This is a genomic window from Gemmatimonadaceae bacterium (assembly GCA_035533015.1).
Taxonomy (GTDB): domain Bacteria; phylum Gemmatimonadota; class Gemmatimonadetes; order Gemmatimonadales; family Gemmatimonadaceae; genus JAGWRI01.
Window position 1 is genome coordinate 70,076 of sequence record DATLUQ010000002.1, and the last position, 17,923, is coordinate 87,998.

General features: G+C 69.9%; 16 protein-coding genes. 6 read left to right on the plus strand and 10 right to left on the minus strand.

The features are described 5' to 3' along the window. Position 1: 1 nt before the first annotated feature. Complete coding sequence (folE, locus tag VNF92_00505; protein HVA56348.1) at positions 2-673, minus strand: GTP cyclohydrolase I FolE; 672 nt, start codon at positions 671-673, stop codon at positions 2-4. After that, positions 651-1,064 (minus strand): 6-carboxytetrahydropterin synthase, encoded by a 414-nt coding sequence (locus VNF92_00510; GenBank protein HVA56349.1) that lies wholly within the window; start codon positions 1,062-1,064, stop codon positions 651-653. The genes folE and VNF92_00510 overlap by 23 nt, the downstream gene beginning before the upstream one ends. 317 nt (positions 1,065-1,381) lie before the next feature. Between VNF92_00510 and VNF92_00515 the strand changes: the two genes are divergently transcribed. Beyond that, positions 1,382-1,543, plus strand: a complete 162-nt coding sequence (locus tag VNF92_00515; GenBank protein HVA56350.1) for a DUF5670 family protein — start codon at positions 1,382-1,384, stop codon at positions 1,541-1,543. Between the two features lie 66 nt (positions 1,544-1,609). Here VNF92_00515 and VNF92_00520 read toward each other — a convergent pair whose 3' ends face one another. The 7 genes from VNF92_00520 to VNF92_00550 form a co-directional block, all read right to left on the minus strand. Next, positions 1,610-2,584, minus strand: coding sequence for a GNAT family N-acetyltransferase (locus tag VNF92_00520; GenBank protein HVA56351.1), 975 nt, complete (start codon positions 2,582-2,584; stop codon positions 1,610-1,612). Continuing rightward, on the minus strand, positions 2,584-5,037 hold the full coding sequence (locus VNF92_00525; protein HVA56352.1) for an SMC family ATPase: 2,454 nt from the start codon (positions 5,035-5,037) through the stop codon (positions 2,584-2,586). The genes VNF92_00520 and VNF92_00525 overlap by 1 nt, the downstream gene beginning before the upstream one ends. Continuing rightward, the gene (locus VNF92_00530) at positions 5,037-6,215 is read right to left on the minus strand and encodes a DNA repair exonuclease (protein HVA56353.1); all 1,179 of its coding nucleotides are present in this window, start codon (positions 6,213-6,215) and stop codon (positions 5,037-5,039) included. Before VNF92_00530 ends, VNF92_00525 begins: the two co-directional genes overlap by 1 nt. A gap of 125 nt (positions 6,216-6,340) precedes the next feature. Continuing rightward, entirely contained in the window at positions 6,341-8,323 is a 1,983-nt protein-coding gene (locus tag VNF92_00535; protein HVA56354.1) for a hypothetical protein, read from the minus strand. After that, positions 8,320-9,315: a hypothetical protein gene (locus tag VNF92_00540; GenBank protein ID HVA56355.1), complete on the minus strand. Its 996-nt coding sequence runs from the start codon at positions 9,313-9,315 to the stop codon at positions 8,320-8,322. The genes VNF92_00535 and VNF92_00540 overlap by 4 nt, the downstream gene beginning before the upstream one ends. Before the next feature lie 31 nt (positions 9,316-9,346). Further along, positions 9,347-9,625, minus strand: a complete 279-nt coding sequence (locus VNF92_00545) for an Lrp/AsnC ligand binding domain-containing protein (GenBank protein HVA56356.1) — start codon at positions 9,623-9,625, stop codon at positions 9,347-9,349. Further along, entirely contained in the window at positions 9,622-10,125 is a 504-nt protein-coding gene (locus VNF92_00550) for a hypothetical protein (protein ID HVA56357.1), read from the minus strand. Before VNF92_00550 ends, VNF92_00545 begins: the two co-directional genes overlap by 4 nt. A gap of 289 nt (positions 10,126-10,414) precedes the next feature. Here VNF92_00550 and VNF92_00555 point away from each other — a divergent pair, with 289 nt between their 5' ends. From VNF92_00555 to gcvH, 4 genes are all read left to right on the plus strand, one after another. Next, positions 10,415-11,971, plus strand: a complete 1,557-nt coding sequence (locus tag VNF92_00555; protein HVA56358.1) for a DbpA RNA binding domain-containing protein — start codon at positions 10,415-10,417, stop codon at positions 11,969-11,971. Continuing rightward, positions 11,968-12,585: a thymidine kinase gene (locus VNF92_00560; protein ID HVA56359.1), complete on the plus strand. Its 618-nt coding sequence runs from the start codon at positions 11,968-11,970 to the stop codon at positions 12,583-12,585. Before VNF92_00555 ends, VNF92_00560 begins: the two co-directional genes overlap by 4 nt. A 174-nt stretch (positions 12,586-12,759) precedes the next feature. Then, complete coding sequence (gene coaE, locus VNF92_00565; GenBank protein HVA56360.1) at positions 12,760-13,386, plus strand: dephospho-CoA kinase; 627 nt, start codon at positions 12,760-12,762, stop codon at positions 13,384-13,386. 60 nt (positions 13,387-13,446) lie between these two features. Continuing rightward, positions 13,447-13,836, plus strand: a complete 390-nt coding sequence (gene gcvH / locus VNF92_00570) for a glycine cleavage system protein GcvH (protein HVA56361.1) — start codon at positions 13,447-13,449, stop codon at positions 13,834-13,836. 104 nt (positions 13,837-13,940) lie between these two features. Here gcvH and gcvP read toward each other — a convergent pair whose 3' ends face one another. Beyond that, the gene (gene gcvP, locus VNF92_00575; GenBank protein ID HVA56362.1) at positions 13,941-16,829 is read right to left on the minus strand and encodes an aminomethyl-transferring glycine dehydrogenase; all 2,889 of its coding nucleotides are present in this window, start codon (positions 16,827-16,829) and stop codon (positions 13,941-13,943) included. Positions 16,830-16,966: 137 nt separating this feature from the next. On the opposite strand from gcvP, the gene VNF92_00580 reads away from it, so the two are divergent. Beyond that, on the plus strand, positions 16,967-17,758 hold the full coding sequence (locus VNF92_00580) for a hypothetical protein (protein ID HVA56363.1): 792 nt from the start codon (positions 16,967-16,969) through the stop codon (positions 17,756-17,758). Positions 17,759-17,923 lie beyond the last annotated feature (165 nt).

The window sequence follows — 17,923 nt, forward strand, 5'->3', positions numbered from 1 at the left end:
CTCAGGTCGAGCCGGCGGGCGAGTAGGCGAGCCGCAGGAATTCGTCGCGGGTCATCGCGCAGTCGCGGAAGGTGCCGCGCAGCGCGCTGGTGATCGTCTTGGAATTCTGCTTCTCCACACCGCGCATCATCATGCATAGATGATACGCTTCGATCACGACCCCCACTCCCAACGGTTCCAGGATACGCTCCACCGCCAGCGCGATCTCTTCGGTCAGCCGCTCCTGCACCTGCAACCGCCGGGAGAACACCTCCACCACCCGCGGGAGCTTGGACAAGCCGACGATCTTCTCGTCCGGGATGTACGCGATGTGTGCCTTGCCGAAGAATGGGAGCATGTGGTGCTCGCACAGCGAGTACAGCTCGATGTCCCGCACCATCACCATGTTCCGGTGCCCCTCCGCGGCGAACAGGGCGTCGCCGACCACGTCTTCCACCCGCTGGTCATATCCCCGGGTCAACCAGGCCAGGGACTTGGCCACCCGCTCGGGCGTGCGCGCCAGGCCCTCGCGGTTCGGGTCCTCCCCGAGCAGCGCGAGTTGCCGGCGCACGAGGCCCGCGAATTCGGGATCGGCCGTGTCGTGCGACACTTGGCGCGGCGCCCGCGCCGATGCCTCCAGCATGGACAACACCTTGGCCCCTGGCGCCCGTTCACCGCCCGTCGTATTCGACATAGTTATTGGGTGTCTCCCAGAGCACGAGACGGGCGAGGGTCGCGGGTGCCACCAGCGGCGCGATGCGCCGCCAGAATGCGACCACGATGTTCTCGCTCGTCGGAATCGTGCCCTGCATGAAGTCCACGTCGAGGTTGAAGTTCTTGTGATCGACGCGCGCGATCACGCTTTCCTCGACGATGCGTTTGAGGACCGCCAGGTCCATCACGTATCCGGTGCGTGCCGAGATGTCGCCGGTGACCGACACGTCGAGCACATAGTTGTGCCCATGCCAGTTGGGATTGTTGCACTTGCCGAACAGGGTCTGGTTCTCCTGATCGGACAGCGCCGGGTTGTGAACCCGGTGGGCGGCATTGAAATGCAGCCGCCGGGTAACGGTTAATTGTGGCATCTGGCCCTCACCTGGTGCATCAACACCGCGGCCCCGCGGGGCGTTCCCGATTGGCGCCGCGCTCCCCGGGGAATCGAGACGACGAACCCCGCGGTTGCCCGCGGGGTTCGAAGAAAACGGAACGAAGAGGGTTTTGTGAAGCCCAGTCGAAGTTTTGAGGTCCTCACCACACCTTCCGCCTTCCCCCGCACTGGGGGCGTGACGTCGATATAGATTATCGAACCCACTCGGTGGACTTGTTGGCTCAAAAACGGAACTCTTCGCCCGTCGGGTTTTCCGCGGTACAATCTATCCGTCGGCATTCGAAGGAGCAATTCATGGATTTCGGGATTCTGCTCGCCGTGGTGCTCATCGCGATCTGGGCGGTCGTCGCACTCGGGTTCAACGGACCGGGGTGGATCCACCTGCTCCTGACCGTCGGCGTGGCGTTGTTCATCTGGCGGGTGGCGAACAAGAGGCGACCGGCCGCCAACAGCTGACCGCGATCGGTAGACGGGCGGCGACGTGACCAGGTTCGCGGCCAGCCGATGGTCGCGAGCGGCCGCTCAGATTTCCCAATTGGACAGGACGATACCCCGCGCAGGCCGGCGCTCTTCGTACCCGGCGAGGGACATGCGCAGGTCGCTCCAGCGGACCCGGCCGCCGAGGGCGATCAGCTGTTGGTACGCCGCCGCATACTCGCCCTGCACACGGATGGCCACGCGCCGGGTACCGCACCGCCGCGCGAAGTCGCGCAGCGTCGCCACCATCGCGTCGAGATGCGACGCGTCCGACAGCACCAGCTTGAGCACGCGCAGTTCCTCGCGCACGCGCCCCTCCACCAGCGGCACGGTGTGGCACAGGGCGAAGCCGGCCAGCACGTTGGCGTCGTACAGCAGCACGGTGTCGCCCACCGACAGCTCGTCGGTGAGGGCAATCTCGCGCGTGTGATCGTACCCCGGGAGGAGGTCGTCGAGCAGCGTACGGCACTCGACAAGCGCGTGCTCCTTTTCCAGCGACGAGAGCCGGCCGAACAGGCGGGGCGGGAGACCCGTGTTCGCCGCCTCGAGCGTGGTGGTCAGCGTCAGCCGCCCGGGCACGAATCCCAGCGACGAGTAGAAGCCGATGTTGTCGAGGGTGCGTGGCATGGTTTCCAAACCGATGACCGTGGCGCCCGAATCCTTGAGCCACTCGATGCCCCGGCGCACGACTTCCTTGCCGATGCCGACCGCCTGGTAGTCCTGCCGCACGGCGAGCGGACCCATCCACCCCTCGGTCCCCGAACGGTGCACCATGTTGAACGCGGCCACGTCGCCGTGCGGCGTGCGCCAGCACAGCGCGCCCGCGGCGGCGTCCTCGATGGCATACCGCCAGACCACGGGGTTGAGAAAGGGAACGCGCACCCCGACCATGCCATCCCGGCGGTAGCGCTCGGTGAACGCGTCGCTGAACACCTGGTTCAGCCCCGCGACGTCGTCCAACGTGACGGAGAACGGGCCCTCGATGGCCGGCGCGGGCTTCCAGGAGCGGGAGACTGCCATCACTCCCCCACCCCGGCAGCCACGACGACCTCGGGTGTCTCCGCGGCCTCCCCCGGGCGCTCCACCCGCACCCGCGACTCTCCTGCCTCCTCGTCGTAGCGCACGGTGATCACGCGATCGAGCCCCTCCCTCACCGATTCGATGTGTGTGATGACGATGACCTGCTCGAACCGGTCGTGCAAGCGCCGCAGCAGTTCCACGACGTTCTGGCGCCGGACCTCGTCGAGCGATCCGAAGATCTCGTCGAGGACGAGGAGCGAGAACGGCTGGCCGGCGCGGTCGGCGATCATCTGCGAGATCGCGAGGCGCAGCACCAGGTTGGCCACGTCCTCCTCACCGCCCGAAATGGCCGGTTTCCGGATGCCATCCTCGAGCACGCAGATCGCGTAGTCGTCATCGAGTTCAAGTTCGGTGTACCGGCCATCGGTGAGATCCGTGATGAGGGTGCTGGCGAGCGCCGAGATCTCGGGCCGCAACTGCTCGTTGAGCCGGAAGCGGAGATCCTCGAATGCGTCGTCGAGTTCGTCGTGCAGCCGGCGGTCGGCGGTGAGGGCATCGGCCTTGGCGCGTTGCGCGTCGAGTTCGCGCTGCGCCGCCCGCGCCCGATCGTCGTCCTGGAGCGCCGCCGCTGCCTCGCCCTCGGCCGCCACCGACGCCAGCTCGGCGGCGCGGAACTCCGCCGCGGCCGCCTCGTACCGGCCGCGCAGCGCGTCGAACGATTCCTCGGAGAACTGGAGGCCGTCGCGCTCGGTGGTCAGTTCGGCGATCTTGGCGCTCACGCCTTCCAGCCGTTCCGCCGTCTCGGTGGCCGCCTGGCGCACCGGCGCCTCACGCTCGACCAGTGCCGAGAGTTTGGTTGCCCGCGCATCGAGCGGTTGGAGCCGGGCGCGCTCGGCAAGCGCCTGTTGGTGCGCCGACGCGTCGTAGCCACTGGGCAGTTCGGCCAGGTCATTCTGCAGCGTGGCCTGGCGCTGTTCCTTCTCGGCGATGTCGCGTCCCAGCTGCGTCTGCTCCTGCACGGCCAGCTGCACCTTGGCCAGGCGCCGTTCCAGCTTTCCCACCTCCTCGAACGCCCGGCGGCGCTGCTCGTCGAGCTCCTTCACGTCATCCGGCATCTCTTCGAGCTGCCCGATACGCTGGCGGTAGTAGTTGCCGTCCACCTGCACCGTTTCCATCTGCGAGTCGAGCAGATCGAGCACGTGGCGGTAATGGTCGCCCAGTGGCCGCGCGCACGTGGGACAGATGCCGTCCTCGCCCAGATTGACGAGGGTCTCGCGCTGTTGCTTCAATTCCGTGTACTGCTGGCGCAGGGCCTGGATCTTGGTCTCGGCTTCCTGGCGGTCGCGCACCCACGCCGTGCGTTTGGCTTCGAGGGTGCCCTCGACCGTCTGGAGTTCCCTGCGTTTGCCCTCGAGTTCGACCGTCACTTCCTCTTCCAGGGCGGGCGAGGTGTCGACGCGCTCGAGGCGTTCACGCAGCCGGGTCAGCTCCTCGGTGAGCACCCGGTCGTTGTCGAGCAACGTCTGGCGTCGCCCCTCGGCACGGGACAGTTCCTCCATGGCCTGCAGGCGCTCGGCGAGGGCGGCAAGCGGGGCGAGCTCCACGGCGAGCCGTTCCAGTTCGCCGCGGGCATCGGCGATCTCGGCGGTCTCGCGGGCCAGCCGTTCGCCGTCCCGCAGCAGGTTGCCCGACTCGTTCTCGAGGACGCGTAGTTCACCGGCCACGCGCTGGACGGCGTCGCGCACGCGATGCATGGCGGTCCAGCGGGGTTCGAGTTCCGACGCCACGAGGCGCGCCGCCTCCGTGCGGGTGACCGCGTCGCGGGCGCGGGACGTGGCGGCGGTGAGGCGTTCGAGCGACTGCATGAGCATTCGCTCCACGCTCTCCGGGTCGGGCATGGCGCTCCGCAGGCCATTCAACTGCGCCGTGATCAGCCGCCGGCGCTCGCGCGCCATCTCCTGCGCCGCCCGCAGCCGGTCGTACCCGAGCACGCGCGACAGGAAGTGCTTGCGCTCGGTGGGCCCCATGGCGTTCATCACGCTCAGGTCCTTCTGGCCCGTGAAATACGTATTGAAGAATTCCTGCCGCGTCATGCGAAGCCGGCGGCGCAGGAAGTCGGTGACGCCGGTGACGGAATTGGCCACCGGGTCGTGGCCGCCGTCGAGGAACAGTTCGGCCGTGGTGAGGCCGCGTTCCACCCGGTAGCGGTGGCCGCCGAGGTCGAACTCGAGCGCCACCTTCACCGGAGCGCGGCCCGTGGCGCGAATGGTGCGCACGCCCTCCTTGTCGGTGCGCAGCGCGAGCGAACCGTACAGCGCCCAGCTGATCGCCTCGAGGATCGTGGACTTGCCGGCGCCGTTGGGCCCGATGATGCCGGTGAGCCCCGACTCGAACTCGATGCGCGTGTCGACGTGCTGGCGGAAGTTGGTGAGGTGCAGGGAACTGAGGCGCATCAGCCCTCGGCCTCCCCGGCCGCGACGAGTTCAGCGGCCGTCGCTTGGTCCAGATATTCGAACACACGCTCGATCAACTGCTCGCGGTCCACCCCCGGGGCGAGCTGGCGGCTGCGCAGGCGTTCGCGCACGAACTCGGCCAGCGACTGCGGATGACCGGGCGCCGCCTCGCCGCGGAGCGGCCGCGTATCGGGACGGAGGAGCTCGAGTTGAAAGTGGAACGCCCGCCGCTTGTACTCGCGCAGCGCCTGGTGGTCGAGGTCGTTGTTGATGTGGCGGGCGACGTCCCGCACGACCAGGCGGACGATCTTGTTGTCGATGCCGCCGGCGCAGCCGTCCACGGCCGCGCGAATGGCGCCGTCGAGTTCCGCGCCCGTCATGCCGCGGCCGCTGAAGCCGGCGAGTTCCGCCAGGACGCGCGACGGCGGAAGGGGGTGGAACGTGTGCACGCCCGTCTCGAGGTCGAATTCGATGAACCCCTTTCCGGGCAACCCCGCCTCGCGCTCCTCGGCCAATTCGCCCCACGTGTTGGCGCTGGTGTAGTCGATCGATCCGCTGTAGTAGGCATTGGGCGCCACCCGGCGGTGCACGTGGTAGTGACCCAGCGCCACGTACGACCACTGCGGGGCCCGCAGCTCCTCTTCAGTAATCTCATATGTGGCGCGGTCGGTCATCGCGGCGCGCCGCGGAATCACCCCGGCCACTTCGCCGTGGATGAGCAGCACGTTGCGCCGCGCCGCGGGGTCGGGGCTCAGATCCGGACGCTCGCCCGGCACGTCGGGCACGGCCAACACCGACACGCCGAGCGCCGGGAACGAGAGCCGCCGCGCCTCGAAGTCCACGATGTGCAGGTTCTCCTGCTCGAACAGACGGAGAATGCACCCGGTCTCGCTGGCGCGCGGAAGATCGTGATTGCCCGCCACGATCACGATCGGCACGCCGGGCAAAGCGTCCGCCAGCCGGTTGAACTGGTGAAACGCATGCAGGATGGCCGGGTTCGCCGGCCGCACGGTGTGAAACACGTCCCCCGCCACCACGATCAGATCGGGGTGGAGCGCGATCACGCGATCCACCACACGCTTGAAGGTGAGCGCGACGTCGGCCTCCCGCTGGTTGGCGCCGATGGGCGTCAATCGTTGATACTGGCGGTAGCCAAGGTGGAGATCCGACAGATGCACGACGCGCAAAACGGGTCTCGGGCGAGAGGGAATGGCCGCGGGCGAGGCGGCCAATGTCTAATCGCTAACCGCCGCTGTCCCGGTTGTCCATAGCGCGGCGACCGCCCGCGCCGCGCGACGAGGGGTCAGAACGGCGGCTCCTCGGGAGGCTCGTCGTCGCCGTACGGATTCGCCCCGCGCGGCACGCGAAGCCCGCGCGGCGGCCGGACCCGTGGCTGCTCCGCCGGCACGATCCGGCGGAACTGGGCGGCGAAGAATGCCTTCACGTCGTCGGGGCGGGTCCGGAGCGTCACGTCGCGCGCCCGGAGCACGTCGGCATCGTCGTGCGGCCCCACGACTTCCTGCACCCATCCCACCGTGATGCTGGGATCGAGTCTGCGCAACGCGCGCGCCACGGCCGCGTCGAGGGTCATCTCCTGAGCCTGGGGGAACCGCTCGGCCCCATCGCGCCCGCGCATCACGGCGGGCCGCGGAAAGCGCACGAAGATCGGCTGCGTGAAGTGGGGATGCCGTACCATCAACTGGCCCTTCTCCAACGTCGCCAGCTTGGTCCGCGTGGCCGGGCTCAGCACGGCGTACCCCGGCGTGGCCAGCTCGTCGCCGTCCATGCGGCCATACAGCGACGTCCCCGCATTGCCCACTACGCGGCGGTGCACCTGCGACCGGAACTGCTGCGCGCTGAACAGCACGAGTCCCAGGTACCGGCCCCGCTCGGCAATGTCGAGCAGCATCTTGCGCACATACGTGTCGGCGCCGTCGGCGGGCGCGTACTTGTTGAGCTCGTCCACGAACACCATTACGTGGTTCACACCCAGGTCACGCCGCTCGAGATGCTCCCGCAGCTTGGTCACCACGCGCGCGAACACCAGATCCTGCGCGTCCTCCTCCAGCCCGGCCACGTCCACCACGTAGACGGCGCGGTCGTCGAACGCGCCGAACGGGAGATCGCTCACCGTCCCCTCGTCGGTCACCAGGCCAGCGCACCGAGTGGAGATGTTGGACAGCCGGTTGCGCACCTTGCGGATCGTGGCCACGTGGTGCGTGCGCCAGTGTTCACCCCGGTTCTGCTGCTCCACCGTGCGCAGCAGATCGCGGAACCAGTCCTCCAGATCGGCGAACGACTGCACCCGGTGCGTCTTCGCGAATCCGTCGTCGGTGAACTCGCGGTCGAGCACCCGCTCGCGGATGAAGTCGATGAACGCGTCGGCCTTGGCGTCCACGTCGTCCTTGTTGAGCAGCACCTCGGCGTACTGCATCACCTCGCGAAGCCCCCAGGTGAGCGGGAACACGTTGCCGGCCAGCTGCTCATTGGAGCGCAGCGTGTTGAGCGTGAATCCCTTGGCCGTGTACGGCGCGAAGTATCTCACGTTCGGGAACGGCTCAGCCGGCACGTCGAGCGCCGCGTACAGCGCGCGATCGGCGTCGTCCAGCGCGCCCGGCTGGTCCAGGAAGCAGAGGTCGGGCCCCTTCACGTTGAAGCACACCGCCGCCACCGACCCCTTCTGCGCCGGGAAGTGCGCGAACGTGGACGCCAGCAGCCACTCGATGGCGCTGGTCTTGGTGGCGAGACCCGACACGCCGGTGATGTTGAGGTGCGCCGCCTCCGGACCCATCAGGAAGTCCGCGTCCAAATAGATCGGCGCCTCGATGCCGCCGGCCCGGTAGATCCCCACCGGGATTCCCGTGTCGGCGCCTTCGGCCAGGTAGCCGTCCATCCGCAGCGCCACGGCCACGTCGTGCCGGTCGGCCAGGAACACCTCGCCCATCGGCACCGGCTGGAGCGGCTCTTCGGGCACGTGCCGGAGCACCGCCGCCGTGTACAGCCGGATCTCGGCGCGGCGCGCGGCCGACAGCGACTCCGACGCCGGCGCGCCGTCGTGGCCCAGCACGTCGTGCAGCGGCGTCTGCAGATCGCTGTAGCTGAACCCCTCCACCACCACGCCGTAGATGCGCGGGATCACGCCGTTCACCGGGTCAGGGCCTTCCACGCGCACGATCGTCCCGATGCCGACCGGCGAATCGAGCGCCGTCCAGAATCCGAACTCGTGCGGCGTGTTGGGCTTGCGCTCGGTGGCGACCACGCGACCGAGGACCGGGGAATCGCTCATTGAATGGCCTTGAGGAAGACTTCGCAATCGCGGATGCCGTACGCCATCGTGTCCCACCGCCCGTCCGGATGCGCCGTGGGCGACCGCTCGGCCAGGATGCGGCGCGAGAGGTCGTCGGCGCGCGCCGTGATCGCCGGCCGCGGCATGTCGGGCTCGTGGCGCACCTCCACGCGCACCAGCCCCCACAACGGATCGCGGCCCGCGCGGGGACGCAGGCGCAGGTACCAACTCGCCACCGGCACCCGGCTCGGCGACGCCACCACGAACACGCTCGACCGTTCGCGCTCGTCGAGCGCGAAGATCACGCGCCGCGCCGCACCGTCGCCGTACAACGTACGATGGCTCTTGATCACGCCCACGGTCTGGGCCGCGCGCGCCAGGATCACCGAGCCGCGGAGCCCGCCGTCCACGTACAGCGCCTCCGGACGCTCGGCGCACCACTTCTGCGCCACCTGCTGTTCCAGCTGCTCGCGATCCCGGTGGATCTGCTTGAGCGCCGCGTCGCGGTGCGCCAGCGGGTGCGCGTCGGCGAGCGTCGGGTCGTCCGCCGCGGTGTCGATGGCCGCCGGGCCGAGCGCCTCGAGCGCGTCCCACTCGGCGGCGCGCATCGCCCGCCGCGGCGCGTACAGGCGCTGGCGCACCACATGGGCCCACGTGGCGGCGCGCCCCCGCGTCCACTGGCGCACGACGGCCGCCGTCACGCCGAGCACGATCGGCGCCCCGTCCTCGGCATGCGCCATGAGGTCGCTGCGCTGCGTGCCGTCCAGGAACGCCGTGAAGTGCGGCTCGGGATCGCCGACCACCGCGCGGGCACGGAGCGCGTCGTCTTCCACCACGTCGGCCCGGGCGATCAACGGCGGATCCACCGCCGCCGACAGCTCCAGCGGCGGGCCCCCCTCGGTGTTGAGCGACGCCGAGGGCAGCGCGCGGCCCAGCGCGCGCTGCAGCTCGTCGAGCCGGAAATGCACAGGGTGGGCCGCCGCCAGTACCATGCCCAAAGCTATCGGGCCTCGCGGCCCGCCGTCACTCCACGCCGATGTCCCAGGCCTGCTGCAGATCGCCCTTGGAATAGGCCCGGAACGCCGTCAGCGTCTGCGTCCGCTGGATGCCCGGCACGGTGGGGAACACCTCGGTCACCACGCGCGCGATCTGGTCGTACTCCGGCACGCGGACGATCGCCACGAGGTCCCAATCGCCCGACACCGAGTACACCTCCGCCACACCGTCCACCCCGGCCAGCATCCTGGCGGCATTGGGGATCTGCGTGGGCTCCACGCGAATGAGTACGATGGTCGTGATCACGGTTCTCGGGGAAAAGGTGGCACGTTGAGCAGCCACAGTCCGGCTACGTGACCCGTGGGATCCACCTCGAGCAGCAGATCCCGCGCCACGCGCACCGCCTGCGCCTCGCGTTGCGAACCCAGCCGGAAGTGAAAGATACGCTCCTGCGCGTCGGACTCGGCCGCCATCTGCGTCTCCACCTCCAGCGCGGTGACGGCGGTGTCCGACGCATTGGGCGGCAGCCGCACCGTGGCCTCCCGCACCGTGGCCGGCGGCGCGAGGGCGGCCCGCTTGGTCACCTCGGGCCAGACGGCGATCTCGATGCCGGTGATGTGCTCGTCGGTCACGTCCAGAATGATCCACGAACCGTCGGCCCCCTCCACTTCCACGGACCCGCTGCTCCCGTTGGACGACGGCAACGGGCGCAGCTGCGCCGACAGGATGTCGGTGTCGGAGTCCCACCGGTACGCGACCTCCGGCGCCGCCCCGTCTCTCGGTCCAAGCTGCACGGCGATCTTCACGTCCCTGTCTCCGTGGTTGGCGAGCCCCCAATGTCGCGCCGGAACCGCCCGACACACGACTCGAATTCGCCCCGCCCGCGTCTTCGCATTGCAGGAACACCCGTTCCGTCCGCGCAAACATACTCCGCGAACGCCCGGCCGGAAGCCGCGCGGCCCGCGGCCGGGCCGCACCTGCTGTCCGGACCCCATTCCTGGGTATGTTTCAGGTGATCGACGTTGACAACGCGGCTTCGCGCCGCCCCGACATGGGTGAGGATCTGTGGAACAGGACGGAGTGGAGACCCCGGGCGTGACCCGCGGCCTGAATGCGGCGTTTGTATTCCCACCGGATTGGACGCACGCGCCGTCCTTCCTCACCCCGGCCATCGAGCGCCTCGACGCCGCGCTGCCGGCGGTGCAGATGCTCGTGATCACCGCCGATGCCGACGCCGCCGTAGCCATGGCGGCCGCCGCCAACGCCATCGGGCGCGCCCGCGGCCTGACCGCGCTGGCCGCCACCTCCAGCCGCCGCGCCGGCCGCGCCCTGCGCGCCCGGCCCGCCCAGATCGTGACCGGCGATCCGGCCGCTCTCGTGGGGCTGCTCCAGAGCTCGGCGCTCAAGCTCGACCAGGTGCGCCAGCTCGTCATCGCCTGGCTCGACGACACCCTCGAAGGCAACGAGGCGCCCCTCGAAGCGCTGTTCGCCGAAGCGCCCAAGGACGCCGCGCGCACCATCGTCACCCGCGAACTGTCGCCCGCCATCGAGGGCCTCATCGAGCGCTACGCGCGGCGGGCCCGCCGCGTGGTCCCCGCGGCCGGCGAGGAAGTGGCCGCCATGCCCGTGCAGTACGTGGCGGTGCACGACACCCTCCGATCGATCGCCCTCCGCCGGCTGCTCGACGAGCTGGATCCGCCCACGGCGTTCATCTTCGTGCGCGATCCGATGTCGCACATCGAAGTCCTGGCCACGCTCGAGACGCTCGGCTACGCGGCCGACGGCCCGGTGCGCATCGGCCGCGCCGCCGAAGCCGACTGCGACGCCCTGGTGCTGTACGACCTGCCGGTCTCGCGCGCCGAGCTGCGTGACGTGGCCGGCGGCCGCACCCCGCGCCAGGTGATCGCGCTCATTCAGCCGCGGCAGCTCGCCGCCCTGCGCGAGGTGGCCGGCGGCGCCGCCAGCCCCCTCACCCTGCCCGAAGCGATCGCGCGGGCGCGCACCAAGGAGGAGCAGCTGCGCGAGTCGCTGCGCCACGTCCTGGTGTCGGGGGCATTCACCCGCGAACTGCTCGCCCTCGAGCCGTTGCTCACCGACTTCGACGGCATCGAGATCGCGGCCGCCGCGCTGCGCATGCTCGAGGTGGAGCGGATGCGCGCCGCGGCACCCAAGACGTTCGCCGCGCCCAAGATGCGCCGCCTGTTCATCACGGCCGGCGAATCCGACGGCATCCGGGCCGGCGATCTGGTGGGCGCGGTCACCAACATCGGCGGGCTCTCGGGCGGCGACGTGGGCCGCGTGGAACTGCGCGACCGCCACTCCCTGGTGGAAGTGCCCGAAGCGGTGGCCGAGGCCGTGGCCGCCAAGATCACCGGCATCACGATCAAAGGCCGCCAGATCGTGGCCCGCCTCGACGAGGAACGTCCGGAACGTTCGGGACGCGGCGGCCCGCGCGAGGACCGGCCCCGCGGCGCCCCGCGCGATCGCGAGGACCGGCCCCGCGGTGGTCCGCGCGATCGTGACGACCGCCCCCGCGGCGGCCCGCGTGACCGCGACGACCGCCCGCGGCCAGCCGGCCGGTTCGGCGCATCGAAGGACGATCGCGGCGGCCCGCCGCGCAAGCCCCGCCGGCGGGAGGACGACCATCGGTGAGCTCAGATACCTACTTCACGGCGCGCAGCGGATGGATCGAAGTGATCGCCGGCGTGATGTTCAGCGGCAAGAGCGAGGAGTTGCTCCGCCGCGTGCGCCGCGCCGCGATCGCCAAGCGGCGCGTGCAGGTGTTCAAGTCCCATCTCGATGAGCGCTACGCCGGCATCTTCAAGGTGTCCAGCCACGACGGGCGCACCACCGAAGCCGTCCCTGTAGATACGGCCGCCCAGATCGCCGAGCGCGTGCATCCCGACACGCAGGTGGTGGCGATCGACGAGGCGCAGTTTCTCGACGAGCGCGTGGTGCCGCTGGCCACCGACCTCGCCTCGCGCGGCATCCGGGTGATCCTCGCCGGCACCGACACCGACTTCCGCGGCGAGCCGTTCGGCGCGATGCCCGAGTTGATGGCCATCGCCGAGATCGTGGACAAGCTGCACGCCATCTGCGTGAAGTGCGGCAACCCGGCCAGCCGCAACCAGCGCCTCATCGATGGACGGCCGGCGCTGTACTCCTCGCCCACGATCATGGTGGGCGGCGAGGACACCTACGAGGCGCGCTGCCGCGCGTGCCACCAGGTGCCGAGGCGCGACGAGGGCCAGGTGGATCTGCTGTGAGCCGCCAAGCCGCCCGCCGGCCGGAAGTGGTTGGCGCCGTGCAGCATAGGCCGGTCGCGCCTGGGCGCCCGGGGCCAGGACGAACGCTGCACGGTCACATTTACGTTGACGCTCCCGGCCGCTGCCCCTAGGTTGGCCGGAGCAGCCACAAGCCTCTCACAATCCCGCGTCGCCATGCTCCTCGTCGGCCTCACCGGCAACATCGCCAGCGGAAAGACCACCGTCGCCCAACTCCTGGCGGCGCGCGGCGCCACCATCATCGATGCCGACGATCTCGCGCGCCGCGCGGTCGAGCCCGGGAGTCCGGCCCTCGACGCCATCATCGCCCGATGGGGACGCGACGTCCTGCTCCCCGACGGCCACCTGGACCGTGCCGGCCTGCGGACCATCGTGTTCCACGAGCCCGAGCAACTCGAGGCCCTCAACCGCATCGTCCACCCCGAGGTGGAGCGGCTGCGCCGCGACCTGGTGGACGAGGCGCGCGAACGCGGCGATCGCATCGTGGTGTGCGACATCCCGCTACTGTTCGAGAAGAAGATGGTGGACCAGTTCGACGCCGTGGTGCTCGTGGACGCCCCGCGGCCGTTGCGCCTCGAGCGCGTGGTGGCCGAGCGCGGGCTGAGCGCCACCGAGGCGATGGCCATGATTGCCGCCCAGATGCCCTCCGAACTCAAGCGGGCCCGCGCCGACCTGTACATTCATAACGCCGGCACCAAGGCCCAGCTGGCCGAGCAGGTGGACGCGCTCTGGACGTCGCTCCGGGCCGCGGCCGACTCGCAGCAAGCGGCCGGCGTTCCTTGACAATGGCGCGCGCGGCCAGATAGACTGCCCGCACCAATACCCCGCAGCCGGGAGTCACAAGTGTCCGATATCCAGCAGGATCTGCTCTATACAGAAGACCACGAGTATCTGAAGTCCACCGGTGCCCCGAACGTCGTGGCCATCGGCATCACCGACTACGCGCAGGGCGAGCTGGGCGACGTCGTCTACGTGGAACTGCCCAAGGTCGGCGCCAAGTTCGGCAAGCACGACGTGTTCGGCACGATCGAAGCCGTGAAGGCGGTGTCCGAGCTGTTCTGCCCCGTGGCGGGCGAGATCGTGGAAGTGAATGCGCGACTCGATGGCGAGCCGGCGCTGGTCAACTCGGCTCCCTATTCCGACGGCTGGATGGTCAAGCTCAAGATGACCAACCCCGCGGAGAAGGACGCCCTCATGAACGCGGCGGCGTACGCGGCGCATCTGGGCCAGTAAGCGACGATCGGCCGTTCGCGGTCGGCAGTGAACACCAAGCGGCCGGCGGAGATCCAGGGGATCTCGCCGGCCGCTTGCTGCTTGCTGCCCGCTGCCCGGCGCAATCAGCCGACGGTCACCTCGTACTCCTCCATCGGCGGACACGCGCAGACGAGATTCCGATCGCCATACGCGCTCTCCACGCGCGCCACCGCCGGCCAGAACTTGTGCTCCCGCACCCAGGGCGCCGGATAGGCCGCCTGTTCGCGCGAATACGCGTGCGGCCAGACGTCGGCCACCACGCGGTGCGCCGGATGCGGCGCGTGCTTGAGCACGTTGTCGGCACGGTCGGCCACACCGTTCTCGATCTCGCGGATCTCCTCGCGGATCGAGATCAGCGCGTCGCAGAACCGGTCGAGTTCGCCCTTGGGCTCGCTCTCCGTGGGCTCGATCATCAGCGTGCCGGCCACCGGGAACGACAGCGTCGGCGCATGGAACCCGTAGTCCATGAGCCGCTTCGCGATGTCTTCCGCCTCGACGCCGCTCGACGTCTTGAGCGCGCGCGGATCGACGATGCACTCGTGCGCCACGCACCCGTTGGCTCCCTTGTACAGTACGGGGTAGTACGGCTCGAGCCGCTTGGCCACGTAATTCGCATTGAGAATCGCGATCTTGGTGGCCATCGCCAGCCCCTCGCCGCCCAGCATGTCGATGTACATCATCGAGATCGGGAGAACGCTCGCGCTGCCCCACGGGGCCGACGACACGGCGCCGCCGGTGTTCCCGGTCTCGACCACGACGTGGCCGGGCAGGTGCGGCACGAGGTGCGCGGCCACGCCGATCGGGCCCATTCCCGGCCCGCCGCCGCCGTGCGGGATGGCGAACGTCTTGTGCAGGTTCAGGTGGCAGACGTCGGCGCCGATGTCGCCCGGCCGGGCCAGCCCCACCATCGCGTTCATGTTTGCGCCATCCAGATACACCTGGCCGCCGTGCGCGTGCACGATGCGGCAGATGTCGGTGATCGCCGTCTCGAACACGCCGTGCGTGGACGGGTACGTCACCATGAGCGCGGCCAGATTCGGCGCGTGCGCCTTGGCCTTGGCTTCGAGATCGCCGACGTCGATGTTGCCGTTGTCGTCGGTGTCCACCACCACCACCTGCATGCCCGCCATCACGGCGCTGGCCGGATTGGTCCCGTGCGCCGAGTGCGGGATCAGACATACGGTGCGGTGCCCCTCGCCGCGCGCCGCCTGGTAACGACGGATCACCATCAGCCCCGTATACTCGCCCTGTGAGCCGGCGTTGGGCTGCAGCGACATCCCGGCGAAGCCCGTGATCTCGCACAGCGCCGCCTCGAGCCGCGTGAACAGTTCGGTGTAGCCCGCCGCCTGCTCGCGCGGCGCGAACGGATGCAGCTTGCCGAATTCCGGCCACGTGATCGGGATCATCTCGGCCGTGGCGTTGAGCTTCATGGTGCACGAGCCGAGCGGGATCATCGAGTGGGTGAGCGACAGGTCGCGCGACTCGAGCTTGCGCATGTAGCGCAGCATCTCGGTCTCGCTGTGGTGCGCGCTGAACACCGGGTGGGTGAGGAACGGGCTCGTGCGCGCGAACCGTTCGTCGTACCGGTCGTCCACCGCGGCGCCCAGCGCCGCCACATCGGGCGCCGCCTTGTCCCCCGCGAAGATCGCCAGCAGGTCGGCCAGGTCCGCCTCGGTCACCGTCTCGTCGAGCGCGATGCCGATCGACGTCTCGCCCAGCTTCCGCAGGTTGATCCGCTTGGCCAGCGCCCGGTCGAGCAGCGGCTGCGCCTTCCGCGCCCCCGTCTCCACGCGGATCGTGTCGAAGAACTCGGCGTGCGCGATGCCGTACCCCAGCTGCTCCAACCCCGCCGCCAGCATCGCCGCGTAGCGGTGCACGCGCCGCGCGATGTTGGTGAGCCCCGCGGGCCCGTGCCACACGGCGTACATGCCGGCGATCACCGCCAGCAGCACCTGCGCCGTGCACACGTTGCTCGTCGCCTTCTCGCGGCGGATGTGCTGCTCGCGCGTCTGCAGCGCCATGCGCAGCGCCGGCTTGCCGTCGGCGTCGCGCGACACGCCGATGATCCGCCCCGGAATCTGGCGTTTGAACTCGTCGCGCGTGGCGAAGAATGCCGCGTGCGGCCCGCCGTAGCCCATCGGCACGCCCAGCCGCTGCGAATTTCCCACCACGATGTCAGCGCCCCACTCGCCCGGCGGCGTGAGCAGCACCAGGCTCAGCAGGTCGCTGGCCACCGTCACCATCGCCTGCGAGGCGTGGGCGCGGTCGCAGAACCCGCGGTAGTCGTACACCGCGCCGTCGGTGCTGGGATACTGGATGAGCGCGCCGAACACCGTTCCGTCGAACGCGAACGTGCGGAAGTCGCCCACCACCACCTCGATGCCGCGCGCCGCCGCACGCGTCTGCACGACGTCGATCGTTTGCGGATGGCATTCGCTGGACACGAAGAACCGGTGCTTGCCCTCGGCGCCCCGGATCCCGTTGGCCATCGTCATCGCCTCCGCCGCCGCCGTGCCCTCGTCGAGCAGCGACGCGTTGGCGATCTCCATGCCCGTGAGGTCCATCACCATCGTCTGGTAGTTGAGCAGCGCCTCCAGACGGCCCTGCGCCACTTCGGCCTGGTACGGCGTGTACGCCGTGTACCAGCCCGGATTCTCCAGGATGTTGCGCTGGATTACCGGCGGAATGAGCGTGTCGGCGTAGCCCATGCCGAGGTACGACCGGAAGATCTGGTTCTTGTCCGCCATCCGCCGCATCGAGGCCAGCGCTTCGTGCTCGCTCCACTCGCCGTGGATGGCCAGCGGCTTGCGCAGCCGGATGTTCTGGGGGATGACGGCGTCGATGAACGCGTCCAGGGAATCGTAGCCCACCGTCGCGAGCATCTCCGCGATCGCGGCGGCGTTGGGTCCGATGTGGCGGGGAATGAAGCTGTCGGCGGCCGCGGGCGGCGCCAATTTCGTAGTCGGGGTCATGGTAGGGGTGTTGAAGGTCCGTACGCTAAACCTATGCGCCGGGACGCCGACGCGCCGCTCCCCGGCCCGCCGCGGCCGCCCCGATGTCCACCGGCCCCCCTCGCCCCCGCCGCCGCGCCCGGCCAATATTCGGGACCGTGACCTCCGCACCCGCCGCCCTCGCCTGGCGCCACCTCGTCTCGCCACCCCTTGCCGGCGCCGCCAACATGGCGTGGGACCAGGCCCTCATGGCCCGCGCCCGGCGCACCGGCGAGGCGGTGTTGCGCGTGTATCAGTGGGACGGCCCCACCCTGTCGCTGGGCCGCAACCAGACGGCCCGCGGCGCCTACGACCTGGACCGCGCCGCCGCGCTCGGCGTCGGCTTCGTGCGGCGCCCCACCGGCGGACGGGCCCTGCTCCACCACCACGAGGTCACGTACAGCGTCACCGCCCCCGACGCCTTCGACCCCACGCTCCGCGGGGCCTACGATCGCATCAATCGCCTGCTCCTCCACGCGCTGCACGCCCTCGGCGTGGATGCGCGGCTCTCCGCGGGCCAGGGGCCCGCGCTCACCCCGGGGCTCGCCCCGTGCTTCGACCAGCCCGCCGCCGGAGAGATCGTCGTCGGCGCCCGCAAGCTCGTGGGCAGCGCGCAGTGGCGGCACGAGGGCGCGCTCCTGCAGCACGGGTCCATCCTGCTCGCCGACGACCAGGCGCTCATCGGCGAGCTGTTGCGCCAGCGCCGGCCCACGGCCACACCGCCCGCGGCATCGCTCGACGTCGTGCTCGGCCAGGCCCCGCCGATCGCGCGCGTCGCCGACGCGCTCGTCTCGGCGCTGTGCGCGCTCTCGCCGGACGCCGGGCCGCTGGACGCCGACGAGCAGTTGCTGCACGAGGTGGCCGTCGCCACCGGGGAATTCCGCGACGAACGCTGGACGTGGAGGCGGTAGATTGGCTTGACGCACCCTTCCCGCCTCGCAATCGTTCCCACCATCGCGTTCACCCACCATCATCCATGCGCACTCTCCGTCTCGCCGCCTGCTGTCTCCCCATCGTGTGGCTCGCTGCGTGCGGCAGGGGCGAACGGTCCGCGTCGTCCGCGGCGGGCGCCGTCG